Here is a 25679-nt window from a genome sequence, read left to right as displayed (position 1 = left end):
AAATAAACGAAACTATGCTTGTTTTTCTGCCGCCCGGCTTTCTCCAAGGGTTTCAATCAGCTCTACCTCACTTTCGTGGCACAGCTCCCGCAACTGGTTCGACGGACAATGGTCGGTAATGAAGGTATTGATCTGCGATATGTGGCCGATACGCACCGGAGCTGTCCGCTCCAGCTTTGTGGCGTCAGTCACAAGGATTACGTGCCGGGCATTGGCGATGATGGCCTGCGCCACCTTCACTTCGCGGAAATCGAAATCGAGCAAAGCACCGTCTTCGTCCATAGCCGAAGCGCCGATGATTGCGTAATCGACCTTGAACTGGCGGATGAAATCAACGGCGGCCTCGCCAACAATCCCTCCATCAGACGGGCGCACGACGCCACCTGCCACCACCACCTCTATAGAGGGGTGAACACGCAACGTATTGGCAAAATTGATATTATTGGTGATGACCATCAGATTGTTGTGGTCGACCAGCGCTTGACTGACGGCTTCGGTTGTGGTGCCGATATTGATGAACAAGGAAGCACCGTCCGGAATGATTTCTGCGGCAGCGCGCCCGATCGATTCCTTTTCATGCGCGGCGATGCGGCGTCGTGCTTCATACTCCATGTTCTCGACGCCGGATGGATAGAGCGCACCCCCATGGATGCGGCGCAACATCCGGGCGCGGCAAAGATCATTCAAATCCTTGCGGACCGTCTGCGGCGTCACCTCGAAAGCCGCAGCCAGATCATCCACCAGAACCTGCCCTTGCTTGCGAGCGAGCTCAAGAATTGCATTGTGACGGGGAGTGAGCTGCATTTTTATCCCGGATCTGGCATTATTCTGATTACGTTCGGGTAATTTCGCGTTTTTTCAATAGAAAGCAACCATTTCAGTTCGAATGGCTTCGAATAGCATTCGCTTTTCAGCAATTTTCGATATTTGTCGCTTTCGCCCAATGGCCAACAAAAGCAGCATAAATTCAAGTATAAACATTCGTTTACATTTCAAACGAAACGCATATTTCACCGATCAATGTCTAAAGCTCGACCGCCCCTTCGAACGGCCCGATGCAACTCTCATAAACCTAATCGCTAATAGAGAATCCAATATCTATATTCACTGAAAATCGAACAGTTGTATTCTTTCAGTTATCTCTTGCACACGAAAGACTGAAGCAAAGCAAGAGTTACCGGTATGGTAAAAACTTCGCATAGCGCATTTATCCCGGTTCGATGTAACTAAAAAACAAAACCATCGAGCCGTTTAATGATGTTGTTTGGCTTTGGTCGAAGAATGTGGGGAATGAGTAGCGTTATAGCGTAGCAGATCGAGTATGTAATCAGGCTCTGGAAGGCTGGTATTTCAGGGGAGACTGGACTGAGAGCCCAACAAAAGAACATCCATCCTTATTATGGAGGAGCGGATCACCAGTTCGCCCCTCCATATTTTGTGGGCAACAGGCGCTGAGCCAGACCAACGAAAATCGAAATAGTCAGTCGAAATCGAACTTCTCGCCGTACATTCTGTGCAGTTTGCACGCTACTTCCGTGCGGTTCGCGGCACCGATTTTCTTCATGATGTTATGCACGTGTGCCTTTACCGTGCCTTCGCTCATACCGAGTTCGAACGCGATGATCTTGTTCGATTTGCCAATTCGGATGGCATGGACGACCTCGATTTCTCGTGCCGTGAGCAGTTCACCCAAAACATCGTCGTCGATATCGGTCGGCGCGGTTTGGAAAACCATGGAGGCCGGAACATACATACCGCCAGCGGTGGCAAGATGGATGGCTTCAACACAAACTTTGATATCGACTGAAGTGGGAATGTAGCCACGAGCACCGATTTCCATGGCGCGCACAACCTGGGACCACTCCTCGCGTTCGGCGAGAAAAACGACCGGAACCGGACGCCAGAGTTCGATCACAGCCTGCAACTTCTCCGAAAAAAACGGATCGGCCAAACGCTTTGAGCCGATATTGATCAGAACAACAGCAATATCGTCCGTTGGATCTGCGAGTTCAACCGCCGCTTGTGTTTCCACGGGAAGCTTGAGTCCGTTCAGCACAAGCCCGTTATAAAGGCACTGCCGCTCAAGATTGCTCTTGCATACGAGCAACAAACGCCGACCACGTGCTGCCTCAATGCTTGCGGCGTTTCCCCTGTCGCCCATGCTTTCCGAAGCAGCCCAAAGGCTATCCCCTCTTGTTTCCAACATGTGATACTCCCGGCGCTACTCAAGTTGCTCTATGTTTATGCATCCAACTATTACTTTCGTCAGAGACGAGTGATTTCCGGTGCTTGTCTGGATAGACCTGTAGCCTTGACTGGGGTAAATATTGCTATCGGGAAATAATCGTGTCATTAACTTATGTTAGCAATGCAGAAAATTTATGACCGTCCATAAGAACGACTTGGAGAGAGGTAGGATATAGCCTCTATATCTTTCGTTTAGTTGGTTTTCGATTTTACTGAATTCGTCAGCGCAAAGGGGGGCAATTGCGCGTTCCAAAGCTCAGGGGCACTCAGACTTCCAACTGAAATGTTCAACTGGTTGTTTATTCGATTTCCGCGCAAAACCGCCATGCGGTATGGTGGAAGTGCTTTAAATTGCATATCGATTTGATTGAATCGAACGAGCGCCCTAACTGTTCATGTTGACGCGCATCTTTTCCGAAAGGCTGTTTCACAAATTTCGGGATACGCTCTAGTGGGTTAGAAATGCATAGTGGCAAGCAGATCACAGACCCATCGATTGAAGCGCTTATTGGTTTATTGGAGGCACCTCCAATTCTTGCCAAGCTGGAAGCGCGGGAAACAGATGCGCTTTCTTCTCTCACTGTTATCGAAAACGATTATGCGGCCGATGCCACCATCATTGAACAGGGGGCACGTGTCAGAAGCATCCATCTCGTGCGGTCCGGCTGGGGGTGCGTATATCGCGATCTTTCAAGCGGCGAGCGGCAGATCATCGACTTTCCCATGCGAAGCGATTTTCTCGGACTCCGAACCGCCGATGGCTACAGCTACAACACAATCGCGGCAATTACGCCTATGTCGGCTTTCGAGATTCCGCTTGCCTCACTTGAAGCTTCTATCGAACGCGCGCCACGTCTCAGTCTGATCCTTATCGAACTTCTGGCGCGGCAGCGGTCGATGTTGATCGAACATCTCACCAATATCGGATGCCGCGCGGCGTTCGTCCGAACTGCGCATCTGTTTCTGGAGCTTTCCGACCGCGTGAAATCGTGCGGAATGGGTGATCCGAATTCGTTCTACTGCCCGCTGACGCAATATCAGCTTGCCGATGCTCTTGGGCTGACACCGATACATCTCAATCGGATGCTGCGTGACCTGCGCGAGGAAGGGCTGATCCTGTTTCGCTCAAACCGAGTGGAGATACTGGATCGCAAACGCGTGGTCGCCCTCGCCCAATATGATGGGGAGTTCATGCGCATGTCGGTTTTCGGGAAAACGGACTAAGTGAGCGCAACAACGTTCAATCATGACCCATTGAGGATGATAGAAGGCCCGAAAACGGGCCTCCTTTTTATGTCAGGACGTGACTGCCGTAAGCAGCGACTGCCAACCAGTCTCTTGACCCGGTTCTCCCGGATTTATCGAGATCATGACACCGGTTTTGAGGCGTCGTCGCAGCATGTCGTTTTCATCCGGTACAATCCGAATTACACCTCCATCGCTAAGTGCCTGAAGGCGAGCACGAGATAATTTAAGCTCAGCTGCAAGCAGACGATCAAGGCGAATGCTGACCGGCAGGGCAATTTGCAATTCGATCTCGATTGCCTTGCAGCTGGCAGCTCCACACACGATACGTTTAGCAACATCGTACTCCGGGAACTCATCGACGCGTTGCGATTTCCGTTTCAGTGCCTGCATATTAAACGCCTCGACCCAAATCCATTGCGGATCGTTGGAATGAACTGCCTCCAGTATCCTGGGATTGATCTCGCGGATATTCTGTCGTTCGAAGATCGTCCGGTTCCATGTCTTGTCGCATGTCAGGCATTTATAGATCAGCCACGCATCAAGCTTGCGACCGTTGGCATTCAACCGAACCTTTCCACTTGATTGAAAAGGCTTCAGCTTGCCGCATCCGCTGCACGCAATCCAAGGCTGGGGGGCAGTTTTGGGCGTGATCATCCACCGCACCCGAAGAGTATCGCTCATAATATCTCGGTCTTCCATTTTGGAAGTTCACCAAGATGGCGAATGAGGTGCCCAATCCGGGCGCGGTATGGCGATATTTCAAGTGGCTGAAGAGCAGAGACAGCGCAAGCTGTCCGGCACATTTGACAATGCCAAACCGGTCTCTAGCCACCACCCAATGAACAAGTTCACACGCCCGACAGCTCTCTGCTGTCAGGTCGCATAGGTGAAACTGGGTTGAGACCGGTATTAGTTAGGCAAAGTCTACCTCAATGCGCCAATGCTCTTCGAAAATGCACTTACCACAGTATCCGTTTAGGAGGTAGCCAATACTGATGCTCTGAAGGAAAAAAGCATCGCCTGACACACAAGCAATTGCCCATCATCGGCGATGATATACTCTGTCTGATACTAAAAATCGGATGAAAGAGGAGCCTTCGCTCTCAGGAAAATGGTCGGAGTGAGAGGATTCGAACCTCCGACCCCCTCGTCCCGAACGAGGTGCGCTACCAGGCTGCGCTACACTCCGTGACCACGTGGTCTTGACCATTGAGGCGGCTTATAACGCCCCCAATTTCAAGCTGCAAGAGCATCCTGTCGTTTTTTTAATGCCTAACCCCAAAAGTTGGAAATGGTTTCAGACGAGTTGCATATGAGAGCAGGACGGCGCTATCCGTTTGCTTCCAAAATCTATTAAAGCATAGCAAAAACAGGCTTCGTACCACCGCCAAAAGCCACGAAATTGGGGTTTGCAAAACCCGCAACACCTTCATTGGCGCGTTGACCATAAGAGAGCGGCGTTCCCTCGAAAGTCGTGGTGAGGCCACCAGCGGCGCGTAACACGGCATCGCCCGCCGCCGTATCCCATTCCATCGTCGGGCCGAAACGTGGATAAATATCGGCCTCTCCACTGGCAATCAGGCAGAATTTCAGCGACGAACCGATGGAAACACAGCTGTTGATCCTGTTGTCGTTCAGGAACTTTTCCGTTTCCGGGTTCTTGTGTGACCGGCTGCAGACGGCCACCCGCTCTGGCCCGTGAACACGCACCGCTATCCCGCGCCTTGTTCCGATTGCATGATCTTTGGTCGTCGTTATTTCTTCAGCACCATTGCTGTTTCCAATAAACAAGCGATTGCGAACTGGTGCATAAACGATGCCGAGAACCGGAGCGCCATCCTCGATCAGGCCGATATTCACTGTGAAATCGCCGTTTCGCAACAGAAACTCACGGGTGCCGTCGAGAGGGTCGACCAATAAAAATCGCCGCCCCAAATGTGAAGGCAAACGTCCCGCTGCCACTTCTTCTTCAGCCACAACCGGAATATCCGGAACAACGGAAGCGAGTGCCGCAAGAATGATGGCTTCCGCGTCACGATCTGCTTCCGTGACCGGGGAAGAATCTTTCTTGCTCTGAACCGCGCAACCATTGGCATAGTGCTTCATGATAACGCGCCCCGCCTCGAGTGCAGCTTCCTGCAGGACGGCCAGCATTGCTTCGTCGTTCGGATCGGCTTTCGGGGAGGCTGAAATCTTCATTGCTCAGATTGACCAGGAATCGCTGCCATAACTGCCGATGATACCACGTTCGGCAAGATACTTTTCTACTTCTGCGACGAGTTCGTCAACGTCACGACCTGTCGTGCTCAGGCGCAATTCCGGTGAAACTGGCGCCTCATAGGGAGAATCGATCCCGGTGAAAGCCTTGATCTCGCCACGCAAAGCCTGCGCATAGAGCCCCTTCGGGTCACGCGCGATGCATTCCTCAATCGGTGTATCCACGAATATCTCGACAAACTCACCTTCAGGCAGGCGAGCGCGAATACGATCACGCTCAGCTTGAAATGGCGAGATGAAGGAGACCAGTACCACCAGTCCCGCATCGGTCATCAATCGGGCGACTTCGCCGACACGGCGGATATTCTCCGCCCTATCCTCATCGGAGAAGCCCAGATCGCTGTTGAGGCCATGACGGACATTATCACCGTCCAGCAGGTAGGTGTGCTTGCCAAGCGCGTGGAGCCGCTGTTCGAGCCGGTTTGCGATGGTGGATTTGCCGGAGCCTGACAGCCCCGTAAACCAGAGCACAGCCGGTTTCTGGAATTTCTGCGCTGCGCGTGTCTGCTTGTCGAGGTCGAAGGACTGCAGATGCACATTCGTCGCCTGACGAAGAGCACTATCGATCATCCCAGCGCCCACAGTCGCGTTGGTAAGCCGGTCGATCAAGACGAACGCGCCGGTTACACGATTATCCGCGTAAGGATCGAACGCAATCTGATCCACCGTCTGGAGATGGCAAAGTCCAATTTCGTTGAGGTCGAGGCGGGATGCTTCCTGACGGGTGAAACTGTCAATATCGGTTCTGTATACGATCTCGTTGATCGTTACCGGCGTCTGATCAGTCTCGGTACGCAGGATATAGGAACGGCCGGGATGCAATGCCTCCTCGCCGAACCAGACTATATTGGCTGAAAGCCGATCAGCAACTTCGGGCCGGGCCTCCGTCCCGACCAGCATATTGCCGCGCGAAACCTCGATCTCGTCCTCCAGCACCAGTGTGACAGCCTGTCCTTCGGAAGCACGTGGCAGATCACCGTCATAGGTGGCGATGCGTTTTACGCGGGAGGTTTTGCCTGATTTGGCAACCACCACGGCATCACCAGCGCTGATCGAACCGGATGCCACAGTGCCGGAGAAGCCGCGAAAATCGAGATTGGGCCGGTTCACATATTGCACCGGAAAACGAAACGGCTTGGCCGCTGCCTCCGTGTCGATGCGCACGGTCTCCAGATGTTCGAGCAGATGCGGCCCTTCATACCAGTCCATGCGTGGCGACGGCAGGGTGACATTGTCGCCGAAACGCGCCGAAAGCGGGATCGGCTGGATGCTGACAAAGCCTAATTCATTGGCGAAACTCATATAATCGGCAACGATGCGCTCGAAAGCCTCTTGCGAAAAATCGACCAGATCGATCTTGTTCACGGCCAGAACGATGTGACGAATACCAAGTGCAGCGGCAATAAAGGAATGGCGTCGTGTCTGGGTCAGTACACCCTGACGAGCATCGATGAGCACGATAGCAAGATCGGCTGTCGAGGCACCAGTCGCCATGTTGCGCGTATATTGCGCATGACCGGGTGTATCAGCGACAATGAATTTGCGACGTGGTGTCGAAAAGAAGCGATAGGCGACATCAATGGTGATGCCCTGCTCCCGCTCAGCCTCCAGACCGTCAACCAGCAATGCGAAATCGAAATCGTCATCCGTGGTACCGAACTTGCGGCTGTCGTTCTTCAACGATGCGAGCTGGTCCTCGAAGATCAGTTTCGTGTCATAGAGCAGGCGTCCGATGAGCGTTGACTTGCCGTCATCCACCGATCCGCAAGTAAGGAAGCGCAAGAGTGTCTTGCGCTCCTGATCGGCCAGGAAGTCGCTGACTACAGCATTGGTCGCAACAGGCTTGATTATCGCATTCATCAGAAATAGCCCTCGCGCTTCTTTTTTTCCATCGATCCGGCTTCGTCACGGTCAATGGCGCGGCCCTGCCGCTCGGATGTACGGGCAATCAGCATTTCTTCGACAATATCGGAGAGGTCAGCCGCACTGGATTCAATAGCGCCGGTCAACGGATAGCAGCCAAGCGTGCGGAACCGCACCAGTCGGTTTTCCACCGTTTCGCCCGGACGCAACTTCATGCGGTCGTCGTCGAGCATGATCAGCATGCCGTCACGTTCGACCACCGGACGATGCGCTGCAAAATAAAGCGGGACGATGGGGATATTCTCCTGCAGGATATATTGCCAGATATCGAGCTCAGTCCAGTTCGACAGCGGAAAGACGCGGATCGACTCCCCTGCGGAAACCCGCGTATTGTAGATCTTCCACATTTCCGGACGCTGGTTCTTGGGGTCCCAACCATGCTGCGCGCTACGGAAGGAAAAGATGCGCTCCTTGGCGCGCGATTTCTCCTCGTCGCGACGGGCGCCACCAAAAGCAGCATCGAACTTGTACTTGTCGAGCGCTTGCCGCAAGGCGACCGTCTTCATCACATGAGTGTGGACATTCGATCCATGGCTAAAGGGGCCAACCCCCTCGCGCACGCCATCCTCATTGATATGCACGAGCAGCTCAAAACCCTTTTCACGCGCCTGCGCATCGCGAAACTCAATCATCTCCCGAAACTTCCATGTCGTATCAACATGCAGAAAGGGAAAAGGCGGCGGAGCGGGATAGAATGCCTTCATCGCCAGATGCAGCATCACCGACGAATCCTTACCGACCGAATAAAGCATTACCGGGTTGGAAAAACTTGCCGCAACCTCGCGAAAAATATGGATAGCTTCCGCCTCAAGGCGCTGAAGATGCGTCAGGTTCTTGGTCAGGGATGCATGATGCACGACTACTTACTCCCGGCAACCGGATGGGGACTCGATACTGGCGGGAGGGATGGCGAATGCCTTCATCCGGCGCAGGTGTGGCAAAAGCCACGATGCGCGCATTGTCGTGAAATGATGCGGAAAAGTGAAAGAAACCTATCGCGTATTGCAACTCGCTTGCGCGAAAAACTTACCGTATTTGCGCGCGGGGCCGGAACAAACTTGCGCGCGCTGGGAAAAGCCGCTTTTTGGCCAAGTCACGGAAAATCATACAATTTTTGTGATATTTAACGGGGTTATGCTCTGAAGCTGCCCGTTATTCGGACAGCTCCAGAGCAAATTATTACCTGGTGAGGCTTGCCTGAACATCGTTCAGCGTCGCCTCGAGCGCGGACACCATCGTATCAACCTGCTGATCGTTGATGATGAGCGGCGGGCAGAAGGCAAGCGTATCGCCCATTGCGCGGGAAATGACGCCGCGCTCCTGAAGAACGGCGTTTGCCTTTGCGCCCAGAGCGCCGGTTGGTTCAAGGCCCGTCTTGGCCTGCTTGTCGGTGACAAGCTCGACACCGGCTATGAGACCAACGCCACGCACTTCGCCGACCAGAGGATGATCCTGCAACTCACGCAGGCGCTTCTGCATATAGGTGCCGCGGTCGCGCGCATTGGCGACCAGATCACGCTCTTCAATAATGGCGAGGTTTTCCAGCGCTACCGCTGCCGCCACCGGATGGCCAGATGCCGTGAAGCCCGTGCCAAGCGTGCCGATCTTGTGGCTTTCTTCGGCAATTGGCGCGTACACACGCTCGTTGATGAGGAAGGCCGAAATCGGCAGATAGGATGACGAAAGCTGCTTCGACATCACCAGAATGTCCGGTTTCATATCGAAAGTCTGGCTGCCGAACAGATTGCCTGTCCGTCCGAAGCCGCAAATAACCTCGTCGGCGATCAGCAGAATATCGTAGCGCTTGAGAACAGCCTGCACTTTTTCCCAATAGGTTTTGGGCGGCACGACTACGCCGCCAGCCCCCATCACCGGCTCGCCAATGAAAGCAGCGATGGTGTGAGGACCTTCCGCGATGATCAACTGTTCCAGCTCATCCGCCAGCCGCGTTGCGAATTGTTCCTCACTCTCGCCAGCCTGTCCTTCGCGATAAAAATGCGGGCAGCCCGTATGCAGGATACGATCGATCGGCAGATCGAAAGAACGGTGATTGTTGGGCAAGCCGGTCAGGCTGGCAGAGGCAATCGTCACACCGTGATAGCCGCGCTTGCGTGAGATGATTTTCTTGCGCTCCGGTTCACCCAGCGCATTGGAGCGATACCAGATCAACTTGACGACCGTATCGTTGGCTTCGGAACCTGAATTGGTGAAGTAGGCCTTGCTCATCGGAACAGGAGCCATTGAGACAAGCTTTTCTGCCAGATCAATGACAGGACCATGCGAACGGTAGGAGAATGTATGGTAGAAAGGCAGCTTCTTCATCTGTCGTGCAGCTGCTTCGGCCAGACGCGGTTCGGAAAAGCCCACGCCAACACTCCACAGTCCTGACATCGCTTCGATATAGCGCTTGCCCGATACATCTTCGACGTAAATGCCATCGCCACGCTCGATGACGAGCGGACCTTCCGCTTCGAGGCGGACAGCATCGGTATAAGAATGGAGATGATAACGGATATCGCGAGCTTCAAGAGAGTTTGGCTGAGCAGTCATTCATTGATCCTCCGGGAAAGATAATGAATTTGTAGCCCGTTTCAGAAAAAGCGCAAACCGGAAAGCCGCTGAAAAATGCCCTTCGGATCAAACCGCCGAGGGACTTGGAAGATATTTACAGAAGACCGAAAGTGCGGGCCTTGGCGACGGCCTGAACCTTATTCACCGCAACAAGCTTTGTGAGCACGTTGCTGATATGGAAATTCACCGTGCGCGTCGAAATATTGAGGATCGTGCCGATGATCTCGGCAGTCTTTCCCTCACTCGTCCAGCGCAGGATTTCCCGCTCGCGCATTGTCAGGTTCACTTCAGAAACGCAGTTCATCGTCGGAACATCAAGATGTTCATACATGGACAAATGCAGCAGATTGGCTGCGATCTGCATCTGGCGCCGCAACATTGAAATCTCGCCGGAAGATAATGCCGGGCCAGTTCTCAGGAAAGACAGCATTCCGAACACGCCTTGAGCAGCCCAACACGGCTGGGAAATCCCGACCTTGATGCCGAAGCGCTGTGCATCCGCCCATATCTGTGGTGCTTCCGCAAAGAGCTTCGACGACCAGACCAATGGCTCTATGCTGTTCAGTGCCTTGCGAACCAATGGGTCAACATCCGCATATTTTCGGGCTGTATAGTGATCGGTCCATTCCTGCGGCAACGACCCAAAGCTGAGCCATTTGACCACGCCGTTCAACAAGGGAACGCGCATGACATAAGCCGTATGTGCAAATCCGCACTGCCTGGCATAGGTGCCTATATATTCAAGGAGCTGTCCGGCATCGTCAGCAGATTGCATGGATTCATAAATTTGTTCCCATTTCATTGCAGACTTCCCAACGAAAAATATAACTATTGATGATTATTGAAATTCGAAGCATTTAAATAAAACGCCAACAAATCAGTAACACATCTCTGTATTTTTCTCTATATACTAATCAGAAATGCATACATCTCCACCGGTTAAATATTACAGTGATCTAAATTATAAATTACTTTAACAAATACTTAACTATTACATGGAGCAGGCCAGCCCTAAAACGCCAAATAAATCAACGGTTCTGGAACATGGAATGCCGAGCCGACGCAGCTCCGTCTACTGGTTTGTAGTCGACAAGCAACTACAAACCAGTCAAACGCGCCCAATACATCTGTAAGAAATACGAGTATATGAGATTAAGCTAATCGAGTTGCGGCATTTGTCACGCCGCAGCCTCTTCGGGAGCTGCACCTGGGGTATAATTAAGGATCGGTGCGAGCCAGCGCTCGACTTCCTCTATCGTCATTCCCTTGCGGCTCGCGTAATCCTCGACCTGATCCCGTTCGACTTTGGCCACGCCGAAATAATAGCTTTCCGGATGGCCGATATAGAGACCCGATACGGAAGAGCCGGGCCACATCGCATAGCTTTCCGTCAATTCCACGCCCGTATTCGCAGTCGCGTCCAGAAGGCGGAACAGCGTCGTCTTTTCGGTATGGTCGGGCTGGGCCGGATAGCCCGGCGCAGGACGAATACCCTGATAGGGTTCACCGATCAGTTCTTCCGGCGAATAGGTCTCATTCGCCGCATAGGCCCAGAATTCCTTGCGCACGCGCTCATGCATCAGTTCCGCAAAGGCTTCGGCAAAACGGTCGGCCAGCGCCTTCACCAGAATGGCCGAGTAATCGTCATTGGCGCGTTCGAAACGTTCGGCTATGGCCACTTCACCAATACCTGCCGTCACAACGAAGCCACCGACATAATCCTGCTTTCCGCTTTCGGCAGGTGCTACGAAGTCGGACATCGCCACATTCGGACGACCATCGCGCTTGCTCAATTGCTGGCGCAGTGTGAAGAAAGTGGCAAGTTCCTCGTTCCGGCTTTCATCGGTGAAAAGACGAATATCGTCGCCGACCGCATTGGCGGGCCAGAAACCGACGACAGCTTTCGGCGTGAACCACTTTTCGTCGATGATCTTTTTCAACATCGCCTGAGCGTCGTCCCAGAGTTGCCGGGCTGCCTCGCCCTGCTTCTCGTCTTCAAGAATTGCCGGATAGCGGCCTTTCAACTCCCAGGTCTGGAAGAACGGCGTCCAGTCGATATAGCGGGCGATTTCGGCCAGATCGTAATCGTCGAAGGTCTTCGTGCCGGTGAATGTCGGCTTTGCCGGAACAAAATTATCCCAGTCGAGCTTATGCGCATTGGCGCGAGCACGAGCGATCGGCAGGCGCTGCTTTTCCGCTTCATTGCGCGCGTGAGCGGCTGCCACCTTGGCATATTCCCCGCGCAGACCGTCAACATAGGCCTGCTTGCCTTCCGGTGACAGCAGGCTCGAAACCACACCGACGGCACGGCTTGCATCGATGACGTAGACTGCCTGTCCGCGTTCATAGCGCGGATGAATCTTCACTGCCGTATGGACACGGCTCGTGGTCGCGCCGCCGATCAGAAGCGGAATATCGAAACCTTCGCGCTCCATTTCTGCTGCCACATGCGCCATCTCATCCAGCGAAGGCGTGATGAGGCCGGAAAGGCCAATGATATCCACCTTTTCGTCGCGCGCCACCTGCAAAATCTTCTGCGATGGCACCATGACGCCGAGATCGATGATCTCGTAATTGTTGCAGGCCAGCACAACGCCAACGATATTCTTGCCAATATCATGCACGTCGCCCTTCACGGTCGCCATCAGCACCTTGCCGGCGCTCTGACGTTCACCACCGCCAATGCCTTTTTCAGCATTGAGGCGCTTTTCTTCTTCCATATATGGCAGGAGAACGGCCACGGCCTGCTTCATCACACGGGCCGACTTGACGACCTGTGGCAGGAACATCTTGCCGGCACCGAACAGATCGCCGACCACATTCATGCCAGCCATCAGCGGGCCTTCGATGACGTGCAACGGACGTTCGGCAGACTGGCGCGCCTCTTCCGTATCGGCTTCGATATATTCGGTAATGCCGTTGACCAGCGCATGTTCGAGGCGCTTTGCCACCGGCCATTCGCGCCAGGTCAGATCCTGCACCTTGGCTTCTTTCGAGCCGGAGTCGCGGAAACGTTCGGCGATTTCCAGCAAACGTTCGGTCGCATCGGAGCGGCGGTTCAACACCACATCCTCGCAGGCCTCGCGCAGTTCCGGATCGATGGCATCGTAAACCGCCAGCTGACCGGCATTGACGATGCCCATATCCATACCCGCCTGAATGGCGTGGTAGAGGAACACAGCATGCATCGCCTCGCGCACCGGTTCATTGCCGCGGAACGAGAAGGACAGGTTCGACACGCCACCCGAGACATGGACATGCGGCAGGGTCGCCATGATCTTGCGTGTCGCCTCAATGAAGTCGACACCGTAATTATTGTGTTCTTCGATACCGGTCGCCACTGCAAAGATGTTCGGGTCGAAGATGATGTCTTCCGGTGCGAAACCGACCTGTTCGGTCAGGATCTTGTAGGCCCGGGTACAGATTTCGATCTTGCGCGCCTCGGTATCGGCCTGCCCGGTTTCGTCGAAAGCCATAACGACAACCGCCGCGCCATAAGCACGGACGAGCTTGGCGTGATGGATAAAGGCTTCCTCGCCTTCCTTCATCGAGATGGAATTGACCACCGCCTTGCCCTGAACGCATTTCAGGCCAGCCTCGATTACCTCCCATTTGGAACTGTCAATCATGATCGGCACGCGAGCGATATCCGGCTCGGCAGCAATCAGATTGAGGAATTCGACCATGGCCTTTTCGGAATCGATCAGGCCTTCATCCATGTTGATATCGATGATCTGGGCGCCGTTGACCACCTGATCGCGCGCGACGTCGAGCGCAGCAGCAAAATCGCCAGCCTTGATCAGCTTGCGGAAGCGTGCCGAGCCGGTCACGTTGGTGCGTTCGCCGACATTGACGAAAGGAATATCTTCGGTCAGCGTGAAGGGCTCAAGGCCCGAAAGGCGCATCAGCGGCGCGACCTTGGCAGGCTTGCGCGGCGGGTGTTTCGCAACAGCCTCGGCAATGGCGCGGATATGCTCCGGCGTGGAACCGCAACAGCCGCCGACCACATTGACCATACCGTCACGGGCAAAGCCTTCGATCTGGGCGGCCATCGCTTCCGGCGTTTCGTCATACTGGCCAAACTCGTTCGGCAGACCGGCATTCGGATAGGCGCAGATGAAGGTGTCGGCAATGGTCGACAATTCGTCGAGATGCGCACGCATAGCGTTGGCGCCGAGCGCGCAATTGAGGCCGATGGTAAATGGTTTGGCGTGACGCAACGAATGCCAGAATGCCGTTGGCGTCTGGCCGGACAGGGTGCGGCCGGAAAGATCGGTGATCGTGCCGGAAATCATCACCGGCAGGAAGATGCCCTTTTCCTCGAACACTTGTTCCGAGGCGAAGACGGCAGCCTTGGCGTTGAGCGTATCGAAGATGGTTTCAATCAGGATGATGTCGGAACCGCCGTCGATCAGCCCCCGGATCTGCTCGGCATAGGCGATGCGCAGATCGTCGAAGGTAACAGCGCGGTAGCCAGGATTATTCACATCCGGCGACAGGGAAGCGGTGCGGTTTGTCGGTCCAAGAGCGCCCGCAACGAAACGGCGGCGACCGTCCTTCTGCTCGGCGCGCAAGGCGGCGCGACGGGCCAGACGCGCACCGTCGCGGTTCAATTCATAGACCTGCTCTTCCATGCCATAATCGGCCTGGGCAATTGTCGTGGACGAAAACGTATTGGTTTCGAGAATATCCGCGCCCGCAATGGCGTAGGCATAATGGATTTCCTCGATAGCCTTGGGCTGCGTCAGGGTCAGAAGGTCGTTATTGCCCTGAAGCTGGCAGTCGCAGGCGCCGAAGCGCTCGCCGCGGAAATGCTCTTCATGAAAACCAAGTCCCTGAATCTGGGTTCCCATCGCGCCGTCGAGGATCAGGATGCGCTCACGCGCTGCCTTGGTGAGAGCTGCGAGCACTTCTGAGCCATCCGGCTGCGCAGCCGTTGCACCAAAAAGACCATCGAGGGAAGAGGCCATAAAACACCGCCTATATTCAATCTGTTACCAGGCAGCAGGTCTGTTCGGACACATAAACCTGAATCGCCCTTTATACGCACATCACGGAAGTCGCTTAATGACATAAACATATCTTTATGTCAATTCAGGCCGAGTGTTTCCTATCCTGTTATCCGCACATCACCGATCTGTTGCCGGACCCAAGAAATTGTGACTGCGCAGGGCCACCGCTCTGCCACAATGTTCGACGTAAAATGACCTCAGGGACGATTTGTGTTGTTCATTTTACGCGCATCTTATCCGAAAGCCGTTTCACATTTTTCGGTATGCGCTGTGAGGAGAGACCGATGAAAAGGTTTGCTTATTCCCTGTTTGCCGCATGTTTGTCACTCGGCATGGGACTGTCCGCTGCTGCCGGAACTGCGAATGCGGCACAGCCGTCTTTGATGGCGACACCGTCCGCCCAGGCTCCAGCACCGAATGTTCAGAACGTTCAGTATTACGACTATCGTGGTGACCGCCGCTATTGGCGGGACCATCGTCGACACTGGCGGCATGATCGTCCGCGTTACCGCCCATACTATCGCTATGATCGCCGTTACTGGGGGCCTCCGCCTGCTTATCGCTACCGTCCGGCACCGGTCTATCGCGGCGGTAACCCGCATGTGCGGTGGTGCTACAACCGTTATCGTTCCTACCGAGCCTACGATAATACGTTCCAGCCCAATTATGGGCCACGGCGCCAGTGCTACTCGCCATATCTCTAAAACGAAAAAGCCCCGGAAAACCGGGGCTTTTTCTAAATAAATTGGCTCATAAATCAGGTTACATAAGCACCAATGGAAGCCGCGACCAGACCGATCGCAACCGCAATCATCACGCCATAAACGCGTGGTTTGTCAAACAGGACGGCAAAAGCCGCGAACCAGCTGACAACCGCGGCGCCCAGCGCGAATAAAAAGCCCGGCTTGTCGCCGTGGTACAGGTTAGCCGCCATGAGGCCGCCGATAATCAGCGCACCAAAAACGATCATCAACCCTGTGGCATATCGCTCGTAATCGTCCATTTAAATTCCTTGGTTCCGCTCCCGCCGTGACAGGTGCCGGAAACTCTCGTCAATCCGTTTGGCCATTTAAGGGCATTGGCCGGTCGCCATCACACAATCATTATTCGTGTCGTTCTTCAACCATTTCGCTGCGCCATTTTTCGCAATTGTTGCGACTTTTCACGTGAACGTTCCTATCGTTGCCCGATAACCGGCATTTGTCCCGTTCAAAACCATGTTAATATGACTTCCATGGAATCGTCAGGCGTCACCATTTTCGAAACAGAGATCGGACCGTGCGGCATTGCCTGGCGCGGCCAGAAGATTGTGGGCGTTGAGATCGGAGATGCTGACGAGAAGGAAACCCGCTATCGGCTCAGTGAGCGGTTCCCCGGTGCCGAAGATATCGATATGCCCTCCTTCGTCAGCGATGCGATCCAGGGTGTGCGCGCGCTTCTGGCAGGTGCCGATGTGGATTTTTCAACTACACCGCTGGCGCTGGATGCCCAACCCGATCTCAACCGGCAGGTCTATGAAATCATTCTTGAGCTGAAACCGGGCGAGACAACGACCTATGGTGCGATTGCCCGAAGAATCGGCGATGTGAGTCTGTCGCAGGCCGTCGGTTATGCACTGGGCAAAAACCCGTTTCCAATCATTGTGCCCTGTCACCGGGTGCTCGGTGCCAATGGCAAGGTCGGCGGCTTTTCGGCGGCAGGTGGCACGGCGACCAAACTGAAGCTTCTCAATATCGAGCGAGCAAAAACGTCCAGCGAGCCTGATCTTTTCGGCGGCCTGCCGCTACAGGAAAGACCACAGGCCGACTGGTAGTTATTTTACGCATTTCCGCACGCAAGACCGCTTCGCGCTTTTGCTGGAAATGCTTTAGCGCTTGTCTGTCATAACATCAGCTGAAAAGCGCAATTCGCGCATCGGACGCACCAGTTGCGTCGTCGCGTCATAGGTCGGATGCTTCTTGAAAGCGAAAAGCGCTTCCTCATCTTTGAACTCGGCATAGACCACGAGATCAATGCGGTCGCACATCGGATCGACCCTGGAATTTGGCAGAACTTCAAAAAGGTCAGCATGGGGAATGGTGCCAAGTTGCTCCAATCCCTTTTTGACAGTCTCTATATCCTGACCTTCTTTGACGCTGAAGAAAACAATATGCCGGATCACGCCGCGACTCCCTGAATTTGGTGAGGCGTGTCTAGCGCATCAAGGCGTGCAGAAAAATGGCAAATTTGAGCGATGTGCCTAACTTGCCTTGACACGCCGCCAGGCAAACCCGGCTTCCTCCGGTACTGATCCACGTCCCGGCTGATAATAGCCGGGCGTATCGACCAGACGATTTTCGCCAAGACGGCCCTGCGCCACCTTGTTGCTCACCTGAAGGCTGTCGAAACCGGTGCGCAGCATCAGGGCGGCCTGATCGATCAGCACGTCGCCAACGGCGCGCAACTCGCCCGCAAAGCCTTCGCGGCGCAAAATCTCCGCCTTGGAATAGGAACGCCCGTCATTAAAGGCCGGAAACTGCAAGGCGATCAGCGGCACGCTGCCCAGATCATCCCGAAGCGGATCAATGGCTTCGCCCGGCGCCACCGAAACGCCGATCCGGCGATTGGAGGCGCGGCGGCGCTCCTCATCCAGTCCGAGCCAGACGGCCAGCGGAATGATGATTGCCGGGGCATCGCCCGCCGTTTCAAGATCGTCGGCAAAGACATAGTCGTCTTCGCGAAAGCCCTCGGCAGACCAGAGTTTGGTTTCGTTGATATCGCTCATTTCCGGTCACCTGCTCCCAAATTCTTCAAACTATCGGACAGACCCGACAGATGGATGCCGCATTCTGTCTTTTCCGATCCGGCCCAGCGTCCGGCTCGCTGATCCTCGCCCTCGCTCACGGGCCGTGTGCAGGGCATGCAGCCAATGGAACGATAGCCCTGCGCGATCAGCGGATGCGGCGGCAGGTCGTGTTTTTCGGCATAGGCCTTGAGATCGGCTGCCTGCAAACGCGCCAGCGGATTGATACGAATGCGCGAACCGACCGATTCGAATACCGGCAGGCTTTCGCGGGTCGATGCCTGAAACTGCTTGCGGCCCGTCATCCAGGCCCGATAAGGGGCCACGGCGCGCGCCATCGGCTCGACCTTGCGGATGAAGCAGCAGCGATCCTTGTCGGTCATCGACAGCGCGCCGAACGGATCGTCCGCCTTGAGGCTATCCTCAAGCGGCAGGATATCCTGCACATCAGTCAAACCCAGCCGGTCCACCAGATCATGACGATAATCAAGTGTCGCACGAAAATGCTTTCCCGTATCGAGAAACAGAACCGGCGTCGCCGGGTCGATTTCCGAGATCATATGCAAAAGCACAGCCGATTCCGCGCCGAAGGAAGACACGACCGCGATCTGCCCCTCATAGAGTTCACGCGTGACGAGCGCGATCACATCCTGCGGGGAAGACGCACCGTGGCTTGCCTCCAAAAGGCGGGCTTCGGCGGCAGCACTTTCTTCCGCATCAAGCTGCACGGCTTATTTCTCCATAAAGCGCTTGTTTGAACGGCTCCATGCCGACGCGGCGATAGGCGGCAAGGAAGGTTTCTTCCGGGCTTTCCCGCAAGGACAGATAGGTGTCCACAACTGTTTCGATGGCATCAACCACCTCTTCCGACGAGAAGCCGCGACCGGTGATGTCACCGATAGTCGAATACTCGTCCGCCGAACCGCCAAGCGTGATCTGATAAAGCTCTTCGCCCTTCTTCTCGACGCCCAGAATGCCGATATGGCCGACATGGTGATGACCGCAGGCATTGATGCAGCCGGAAATCTTGATCTTGAGATCGCCGATCTCAAGCTGGCGCTGCTGGTCGCCGAAGCGCTCCGAAATGCGCTGCGCCACCGGAATGGAGCGTGCATTGGCAAGGGCGCAATAATCGAGACCGGGGCAGGCGATGATGTCGGTGATGAGACCGGCATTGGGCGTCACCAGACCATCCGACTGCAACAGATCATAGACCGCTGCGAGATCGGCCTTGGCCACATGCGGCAAAACCAGATTCTGCTCGTGGCTGACGCGGATTTCATCAAAGGAATAGGTCTCGGCAATATCCGCCACCAGTTCCATCTGCTCGGCGCTCGCATCGCCCGGAATGCCACCAATGGGCTTGAGCGAAATGGTGACGACCGCATAATCCGGGTTCTTGTGCGGCGTGACATTGCGCGCCACCCAGCTTGCAAATTCCGCATCGGCCTTCTGCGTGACGGCCAGCACTTCCCAGCCTTCCGGCCGTTGCGGCAGGTTCGGCATGCGGAAATAGCTTTCGATGGCGTCGATATCGCGCTGCGGCAGCTTCAATTCGCCATTGCGGATTTCGTCCCACTCGGCATCGATCTCGCGGGTAAGCTCTTCAACGCCCGTTTCATGGACGAGAATCTTGATGCGCGCCTTGTATTTGTTGTCGCGACGGCCATGCAGATTATAAACGCGCACGATGGCCGTCACATAGGTCAGCATGTCCTCGATGGGCAGGAAGTCGCGGATTTTCTTGGCCACCATCGGCGTGCGGCCCTGACCGCCACCAATATAGACAGCCAGCCCCAGATCGCCCGCCTCGTTCTTCTTCAGCTGCAAGCCGATGTCATGCACCTGAATGGCGGCGCGGTCATGGTCCGAGCCGACGATGGCAATCTTGAACTTGCGCGGCAGATAGGAAAACTCCGGATGCAGCGACGACCACTGGCGCAAAATTTCGGCGAATGGGCGCGGATCGGCCACTTCGTCGGCGGCAGCGCCCGCGAAATGATCGGCCGTCACATTGCGAATGCAATTGCCGGAGGTCTGGATGGCGTGCATCTCGACTTCTGCCAGCTCTTCCAGAATACGCGGAACGTCCTTCAATGCTGGCCAGTTATACTGGATATTCTGGCGTGTTGTGAAATGGCCGAAGCCGCGGTCATAGACGCGGGCAATGTGGCCGAGCTTCCGAAGCTGGCGGCTCGAAAGCGTGCCATAGGGAATTGCCACGCGCAGCATATAGGCGTGCAGTTGCAGATAGAGGCCATTCATCAGACGCAGCGGCTTGAACTGGTCTTCGGTCAGCTCCCCGGTCAAACGGCGCTCGACCTGATCCTTGAACTGGGCAACGCGGGCCGCAACAAAATCGCGGTCGAATTCATCGTAACGATACATAGGCTAGGTCCAAATCCACAATCAGGAGGCGCGCTTCAATTCAGGCTTTTCGAGGGGCAAATCGCCAAAGGTCACGATGGTCGGGCCGGAAAGACGGATGCGCTCGCGCAGACGGATGGGGTAAAGTCCCTCCTCGCGCTCCTCGACATCGATCACGTTCACATCGACAACCAGATTGGCTTTTGCTGCAACCTTGCCCGCGTCTTCAAGCGCTTCAACGGCCTCTACGTGACGAGCGACCAGCGCGCCGTCGATGGTTTCCTGCCAGGAGCCGTCGGCACCGAGCCACACAGCCTGCCCGTCGATCAGCCGGTTTGCAGTGAGAACTTTTACAACCATTTCCAAACTCCAAACTTTTGTTAACCGCGCATCCTGCGGGTTTAGGCTGCGACGGAAACCGGCCTGAGGGCCAGCGCTTCGGCTTTGTCGATGGCGGCACCGGCGACCGCATCGCCAATGATCACCATGACCGGACCGGAAAGTTCCTTGCGGCTTTCCAGATCCGGCAAATCTTTCAGCGTGCCGTGGAACAGGCGCTTGTCCTGCCGGCTCGCATTTTCCACCACCGCCACGGCGGTATCTTCGTGCAGGCCCGCACCAATCAGCCGCGCGGCAACCGATGCCGCGACGGTCGAGCCCATATAGACGGCAATGGTTGCGCCGGAGACGGCGAGCTTCGTCCAGCCCGGTAGCACGTCGCCGGTCATGTCATGGCCGGTGGTGAACACCAGCGACGAGGCGACACCGCGCAGCGTCAGCGGCAGTTCCATGTCGGCTGCGGCGGCAAAGGCAGAAGTGATGCCGGGCACGATTTCGAACCCGATACCGGCGGCACGCAGTGCGGCCATTTCTTCACCTGCGCGTCCGAACACCAGCGGATCGCCGGATTTCAGCCGCACAACGCGCTTGCCTTCCCGCCCGAGCGTTACCAGCAGGCGGTTGATCTCTTCCTGGCTCTTGGAATGGCAGCCTTTGCGCTTGCCGACGGCAAGACGCTCGGCATCGCGGCGACCCATGGCGATGACACCTTCCGGCACCAGCGCATCATGCACAATCACATCGGCTTCCATCAAGGCGCGATGGGCGCGCAGGGTCAGCAGGTCTTCGGCACCCGGACCGGCACCGACCAGCCAGACATAACCGGCGGCATTGTCGCGCTGCTTGATCAGGTCGCTCGCGGCTTTCTGTGCTTCCTCCCGGTCGCCATTCTCGATGGCATGGGCGACGCGGCCCGAAAAGAACCCGCGCCAGAAGCTGCGGCGCGCCAGCCCCTTCGGCAAGGCGCGCTCGACCAGCGGACGCCAGCTTTCGGCAAAATGCGCAAGCTCACCCAGACGCGGCGAGAACGCGGCATCGATACGCGCGCGCACCATCTGCGCCAGAACCGGGGCCGTCCCTTCCGAACCAATCGCAATCGTCAGCGGCGCACGATTGACAATGGCGGGTGTCAGGAAATCGCAAAGTGCGGGACGGTCAACCACATTGACCGGAATTTTTTGCGCCTTGACCACAGCGGCAATGGCGCGATCCTGCGCCTCATCGCCAGTCGCCACGAAAACAAGCTTTGCGCCTTCAACGTGTTCGGGCGCAAAAGGTACAGCCACATGCTCCGCGCCATGGTTTGCAATGAAATCGGCCAGATGATGTTCTGTTTCTTCAGCAACGATGCGAAGTCGCGCCGAAGTCTGCGCCACGAGGCGCGCCTTGTTCAAAGCTTCCTCGCCGCCGCCAACGACGACAACCACCTCTTCCGAGACCCGGAAGAAGGCAGGAAAATCAGCCAGTAAACGCTTTTGCGATAGAGACACGGCACCATCCTTGGGAGCATTTCCAGCGAAAGTGGATACTGGTTTCGCGTGCGGAAATGCGTCTTGTAAAAGTTGGTGCCATTATCCGTTGAGCGACGTGATTTTATAAGAAATGGGCTTGCGCGTGAAAATGACGGCGAGCATCACTTTTCCTCAAAACGGAGGAATACGGGATTTTAATTTCCCGTAATGCCGGAAATATACCCCACAATTTTTATAGGATTTACATAGACTTATCAGTAGTTGCCGCTCGTGAAGAATGCCGGAACATGTTTTGGCCACCGTCGCGGCAGCACGGCAATCAGATCGAAACGCAGCGACAGGCGGGCATGGTCGGGCTGGCGTTGCAGCCAGAGATCGGCTGCGGCTTCGATGCGGCGCATGGCCTGCGGCGTGACAGCGAGGTGCGCTGCTTCCAGACTGCTCCGCGCCTTGACCTCAACGATCAAAATCAGATTGCCACGCCGGGCGATCAGATCGATTTCGCCGAGCCGTGTTCGATAGCGCCGGGCGACGATCCGAAAACCTTTCAGAAGAAGAAGCACGGAAGCAAAACGTTCGGCACTGTGTCCGCGAAAGAAAGCAGTTCGCTTCTTCTCGCGGAGGTCTGTCATCGCTGATCCGATTTCAATTGCATGAGACGCTGATAGAGAACCGATTTCTGTCCGCCGGTCATGCGCGCTGCCTCGCCCGCGGCCTTGGATGGCGGCAGCTCAGCGGCAAGCGACAGCAGCAGCTTGTCGATGTCTTCCTCGCTTTGCGGAACGGCGTTGCCCGTTGGCGGCCCCACCAGCAGAACAACTTCACCGCGAATGCGATCTTCGCCGTCAAACTCGGCTGCAAGCTCGCCCAGCGGCGCAGTGCGAATGGTCTCGTAGGCCTTGGTCAGTTCACGGCAGAGCGCGCCCAGACGATCCGGCCCGAACACTTCGGCCATTTCCGCCAGCGTTGCCGCTGTCCGGTTTGGCGATTCATAGAACACCAGCGTTGCGTCGATCCCCTTGAGGCTTTCAAGCTTCGACTGTTTTTGCCCATGCTTGGAGGGCAGGAAGCCGCAGAACATGAAGGCGTCGGTCGGCAGGCCCGAAGCGGCAAGTGCGGCCAGAACGGCGGAAGCACCCGGAATAGGTACGACACGAATGCCCGCCTCGCGCGCTTCGCCCACCAGACGGAAACCGGGATCGGAGACGAGCGGCGTTCCGGCATCGGACACCAGCGCAACGCTTTTGCCCGCTGACAGAGCCGCTATCAGCTTTTCACCGGCTTCGGCGGCATTGTGTTCGTGATAGCTGATGGGGCGGCGCGCTATACCATAGCGGTCGAGCAGAACGCGGGTTACGCGCGTATCTTCGCAAGCCAGAATATCGACGGACGCCAGCGTTTCGATACCGCGCAGCGTCATATCGCCGAGATTTCCGATGGGGGTCGAGACGATATAAAGAGCAGGTTCCAGTGGCCGGGCGCGCATTGTCGTGCCGCCAACCACATATTCCCGTCGCCCCTCGCCTGCTTCGTCCGTCATTATAAGTTCCTTATGCCGCCAAGTCGGCAACCAGCGCGTCGAGCACCAGCGCACCATCTGGCGTTGCGCGAATGATGCTGCCGCTCATCGGTTCGATCATGCCTTCCGCGATCAGTTTCGCAAGTCGCTTTTCATCAACTGCATGGCCAGAAAGTCGCTCATAGCGGGCAAGATCGATGCCTTCGCGTAAACGCAAGCCCATCATCAGGAATTCGTCGCCTTCCTGTCCGCCATCGAGATATTCTTCTTCGATAATGCCGTGGCCATTGCGCTCGACCTTATCCAGCCAGGTTTCCGGATGTTTTTCGGTCATGGTGACGGTACGAATATCATTTTCCACGAAACGCCCATGCGCGCCGGGACCAATGCCGACATATTGCCCGTAACGCCAATAGACGAGATTGTGCTGTGACTCGCGCCCCGGCACCGCGTGGTTGGAGATTTCATAGGCAGGAAGGCCGTGCTCTGCCGTTACCCTTTGCGTTTCCTCATAAAGGGCTGCAGCGTGATCCGGCTCGGGCGTCGTCAGCTTGCCAGCCTTCCAGAGATTATAGAACTGCGTGCCTTCCTCGATCGTCAGCTGATAGAGCGACAGATGATCGGCAGCAAGCCCGATGGCCTCTTTCAGTTCCTCCCGCCAGGCCTCGATTGTCTGGTTCGGGCGTGCGTAGATCAGATCGAAGGACAGGCGCGGGAAAATCTCGCGTGCCAGCCGAATGGCCGCCTTGGCTTCCTCGACCGAATGCATGCGTCCGAGACGGCGCAAATCGGGATCGTTGAGTGCCTGAATGCCAAGCGACACGCGGTTAACGCCTGCCGCGCGATAGCCGCGAAAACGATCAGCCTCCACACTGGTCGGGTTGGCTTCCAGCGTCACCTCAATGTCCGGCGCTACCGACCAATGGGACGCGATCCCATTGAGAAGTGCACCCACGGTTTCCGGCTGCATCAGCGACGGCGTGCCGCCACCCAGGAATATGCTGGTGATCGTGCGTGGGCCGGTGCGCTCACGCAAGGTTTCCATCTCGCGAAGAAATGCTTCCGAAAAACGCGCCTGATCGACCGGCTTGTGACGAACATGGCTGTTGAAGTCACAATAAGGGCATTTGGCCAGACAGAATGGCCAATGCAGGTAAACGCCAAACGCATTTTCCCCATTTGCACGCGCGATTGGGATCGACCCGGCGGCATTTGCGCGAGCAGCATCTACTGCCTGCAAAGGGGGAAACAGCTTGTTCATTTTGCGGATGCCGGCTCCACATTAAGCGCTTTTTCGGCGAAAAGCTTGAAGGCACGAGCACGATGCGACAAGGCCGAAGCATCACCAGGCTTCCAGCCGTGCTTCTCATCGGCAGTCATTTCGCCGAACGTCTTTTCATAGCCATCGGGCAGGAAAATCGGGTCGAAACCGAAACCCGTAGTGCCACGCGGCGGCCAGACAATAGCGCCCTCGACTTCGCCACGGAAATATTCAGCCTCCCCATTCGGCCAGGCAAGGCAGATTACGGATACGAAACGCGCCTTGCGCTGCTGTGGCGCAACGGCAGCCTTTTCTTGCAGCAGGTTCTCGACCTTCTGCATCGCCATGTCGAAATCGCGTGTGCCGTCTTCCGTCTCGGCCCAGTTTGCCGTGTAGACCCCCGGATCACCGTCAAGCGCATCGACCATCATGCCGGAATCATCCGAAAGTGCTGGCAGCCCCGTTGCTTCAGCTGCCGCAAGCGCTTTGATATAGGCGTTTTCCTCAAACGTGGTACCGGTTTCATCCGGCTCCGGCAGGCCAAGAGCGGCAACCGAACTGACCTCAAAGCCGAACGGGCCGATCAGACCGTCGAACTCCTTCAGCTTGCCCGCATTGTGCGAAGCGACGATCAGCTTGCCCTGTTCCAGTTTTCTCATTT

At 55.8% G+C, this 25679-nt stretch carries 23 protein-coding genes and 1 tRNA gene; 3 read left to right on the top strand and 21 right to left on the bottom strand.

Annotated elements, in window-relative coordinates:
* Positions 1 to 12: 12 nt before the first annotated feature.
* Both KWJ32_RS07270 and KWJ32_RS07265 read right to left on the bottom strand, forming a co-directional pair.
* Positions 13 to 804, bottom strand: coding sequence for a DeoR/GlpR family DNA-binding transcription regulator (locus KWJ32_RS07270; RefSeq protein WP_256885956.1), 792 nt, complete (start codon positions 802 to 804; stop codon positions 13 to 15).
* A 676-nt stretch (positions 805 to 1480) separates the two neighbouring features.
* On the bottom strand, positions 1481 to 2206 hold the full coding sequence (locus tag KWJ32_RS07265) for a response regulator transcription factor (protein ID WP_010658038.1): 726 nt from the start codon (positions 2204 to 2206) through the stop codon (positions 1481 to 1483).
* Between the two features lie 503 nt (positions 2207 to 2709).
* Here KWJ32_RS07265 and KWJ32_RS07260 point away from each other — a divergent pair.
* Positions 2710 to 3471, top strand: coding sequence for a Crp/Fnr family transcriptional regulator (locus tag KWJ32_RS07260; RefSeq protein WP_011982456.1), 762 nt, complete (start codon positions 2710 to 2712; stop codon positions 3469 to 3471).
* Positions 3472 to 3543: 72 nt separating this feature from the next.
* On the opposite strand, the gene KWJ32_RS07255 is transcribed toward KWJ32_RS07260, so the two are convergent.
* The 8 genes from KWJ32_RS07255 to metH form a co-directional block, all read right to left on the bottom strand.
* Positions 3544 to 4149 carry a DUF1062 domain-containing protein gene (locus KWJ32_RS07255; RefSeq protein WP_011982455.1) on the bottom strand — a complete coding sequence of 202 codons (606 nt, stop codon included), beginning with the start codon at positions 4147 to 4149 and terminating at the stop codon, positions 3544 to 3546.
* A gap of 458 nt (positions 4150 to 4607) precedes the next feature.
* Positions 4608 to 4684: transfer RNA gene (locus tag KWJ32_RS07250), tRNA-Pro, on the bottom strand.
* Positions 4685 to 4848: 164 nt separating this feature from the next.
* Positions 4849 to 5694, bottom strand: a complete 846-nt coding sequence (cysQ, locus tag KWJ32_RS07245) for a 3'(2'),5'-bisphosphate nucleotidase CysQ (protein WP_010658035.1) — start codon at positions 5692 to 5694, stop codon at positions 4849 to 4851.
* Positions 5695 to 5697: 3 nt separating this feature from the next.
* Positions 5698 to 7632 carry a sulfate adenylyltransferase subunit CysN gene (cysN, locus tag KWJ32_RS07240; protein WP_011982392.1) on the bottom strand — a complete coding sequence of 645 codons (1935 nt, stop codon included), beginning with the start codon at positions 7630 to 7632 and terminating at the stop codon, positions 5698 to 5700.
* A complete protein-coding gene (cysD, locus tag KWJ32_RS07235) occupies positions 7632 to 8552 on the bottom strand; it encodes a sulfate adenylyltransferase subunit CysD (protein WP_011982391.1) in 921 nt (306 codons plus the stop codon). The genes cysN and cysD overlap by 1 nt, the downstream gene beginning before the upstream one ends.
* Before the next feature lie 322 nt (positions 8553 to 8874).
* A complete protein-coding gene (locus KWJ32_RS07230) occupies positions 8875 to 10245 on the bottom strand; it encodes an aspartate aminotransferase family protein (protein WP_011982390.1) in 1371 nt (456 codons plus the stop codon).
* Between the two features lie 115 nt (positions 10246 to 10360).
* A complete protein-coding gene (locus tag KWJ32_RS07225; protein ID WP_011982389.1) occupies positions 10361 to 11068 on the bottom strand; it encodes a LuxR family transcriptional regulator in 708 nt (235 codons plus the stop codon).
* A gap of 376 nt (positions 11069 to 11444) precedes the next feature.
* Positions 11445 to 15236, bottom strand: coding sequence for a methionine synthase (gene metH / locus KWJ32_RS07220; protein ID WP_011982388.1), 3792 nt, complete (start codon positions 15234 to 15236; stop codon positions 11445 to 11447).
* Between the two features lie 326 nt (positions 15237 to 15562).
* Between metH and KWJ32_RS07215 the strand changes: the two genes are divergently transcribed.
* Complete coding sequence (locus KWJ32_RS07215) at positions 15563 to 15982, top strand: BA14K family protein (protein WP_011982387.1); 420 nt, start codon at positions 15563 to 15565, stop codon at positions 15980 to 15982.
* A gap of 53 nt (positions 15983 to 16035) precedes the next feature.
* Here KWJ32_RS07215 and KWJ32_RS07210 read toward each other — a convergent pair whose 3' ends face one another.
* Positions 16036 to 16281, bottom strand: a complete 246-nt coding sequence (locus KWJ32_RS07210) for a hypothetical protein (RefSeq protein WP_010658028.1) — start codon at positions 16279 to 16281, stop codon at positions 16036 to 16038.
* 231 nt (positions 16282 to 16512) lie between these two features.
* Here KWJ32_RS07210 and KWJ32_RS07205 point away from each other — a divergent pair, with 231 nt between their 5' ends.
* Positions 16513 to 17091: a methylated-DNA--[protein]-cysteine S-methyltransferase gene (locus KWJ32_RS07205; protein ID WP_041545243.1), complete on the top strand. Its 579-nt coding sequence runs from the start codon at positions 16513 to 16515 to the stop codon at positions 17089 to 17091.
* Between the two features lie 54 nt (positions 17092 to 17145).
* Here the strand turns inward: KWJ32_RS07205 and KWJ32_RS07200 are convergent, their stop codons facing one another.
* The 10 genes from KWJ32_RS07200 to rdgB form a co-directional block, all read right to left on the bottom strand.
* Entirely contained in the window at positions 17146 to 17439 is a 294-nt protein-coding gene (locus KWJ32_RS07200; RefSeq protein ID WP_011982385.1) for a Dabb family protein, read from the bottom strand.
* A gap of 78 nt (positions 17440 to 17517) precedes the next feature.
* The gene (locus KWJ32_RS07195; RefSeq protein ID WP_011982384.1) at positions 17518 to 18042 is read right to left on the bottom strand and encodes a DUF934 domain-containing protein; all 525 of its coding nucleotides are present in this window, start codon (positions 18040 to 18042) and stop codon (positions 17518 to 17520) included.
* The gene (locus KWJ32_RS07190) at positions 18039 to 18788 is read right to left on the bottom strand and encodes a phosphoadenylyl-sulfate reductase (protein ID WP_011982383.1); all 750 of its coding nucleotides are present in this window, start codon (positions 18786 to 18788) and stop codon (positions 18039 to 18041) included. Before KWJ32_RS07190 ends, KWJ32_RS07195 begins: the two co-directional genes overlap by 4 nt.
* Positions 18778 to 20448 carry a nitrite/sulfite reductase gene (locus KWJ32_RS07185; protein ID WP_011982382.1) on the bottom strand — a complete coding sequence of 557 codons (1671 nt, stop codon included), beginning with the start codon at positions 20446 to 20448 and terminating at the stop codon, positions 18778 to 18780. The genes KWJ32_RS07190 and KWJ32_RS07185 overlap by 11 nt, the downstream gene beginning before the upstream one ends.
* A 21-nt stretch (positions 20449 to 20469) precedes the next feature.
* On the bottom strand, positions 20470 to 20787 hold the full coding sequence (locus KWJ32_RS07180) for a DUF2849 domain-containing protein (RefSeq protein WP_011982381.1): 318 nt from the start codon (positions 20785 to 20787) through the stop codon (positions 20470 to 20472).
* 41 nt (positions 20788 to 20828) lie between these two features.
* On the bottom strand, positions 20829 to 22256 hold the full coding sequence (gene cysG / locus KWJ32_RS07175; RefSeq protein WP_011982380.1) for a siroheme synthase CysG: 1428 nt from the start codon (positions 22254 to 22256) through the stop codon (positions 20829 to 20831).
* Between the two features lie 236 nt (positions 22257 to 22492).
* Positions 22493 to 22870: a YraN family protein gene (locus tag KWJ32_RS07170; RefSeq protein ID WP_011982379.1), complete on the bottom strand. Its 378-nt coding sequence runs from the start codon at positions 22868 to 22870 to the stop codon at positions 22493 to 22495.
* The gene (rsmI, locus tag KWJ32_RS07165; protein WP_011982378.1) at positions 22867 to 23778 is read right to left on the bottom strand and encodes a 16S rRNA (cytidine(1402)-2'-O)-methyltransferase; all 912 of its coding nucleotides are present in this window, start codon (positions 23776 to 23778) and stop codon (positions 22867 to 22869) included. Before rsmI ends, KWJ32_RS07170 begins: the two co-directional genes overlap by 4 nt.
* Before the next feature lie 10 nt (positions 23779 to 23788).
* A complete protein-coding gene (hemW, locus tag KWJ32_RS07160) occupies positions 23789 to 25018 on the bottom strand; it encodes a radical SAM family heme chaperone HemW (protein ID WP_011982377.1) in 1230 nt (409 codons plus the stop codon).
* On the bottom strand, positions 25015 to 25677 hold the full coding sequence (gene rdgB, locus KWJ32_RS07155) for an RdgB/HAM1 family non-canonical purine NTP pyrophosphatase (protein WP_151609720.1): 663 nt from the start codon (positions 25675 to 25677) through the stop codon (positions 25015 to 25017). Before rdgB ends, hemW begins: the two co-directional genes overlap by 4 nt.
* Between the last annotated feature and the right edge of the window lie 2 nt (positions 25678 to 25679).

The sequence above is a fragment of the Ochrobactrum sp. BTU2 genome, from assembly GCF_024539785.1.
GTDB classification, from domain to species: Bacteria; Pseudomonadota; Alphaproteobacteria; order Rhizobiales; family Rhizobiaceae; genus Brucella; species Brucella anthropi.
This window is presented reverse-complemented; position numbering and strand designations above follow the sequence as displayed.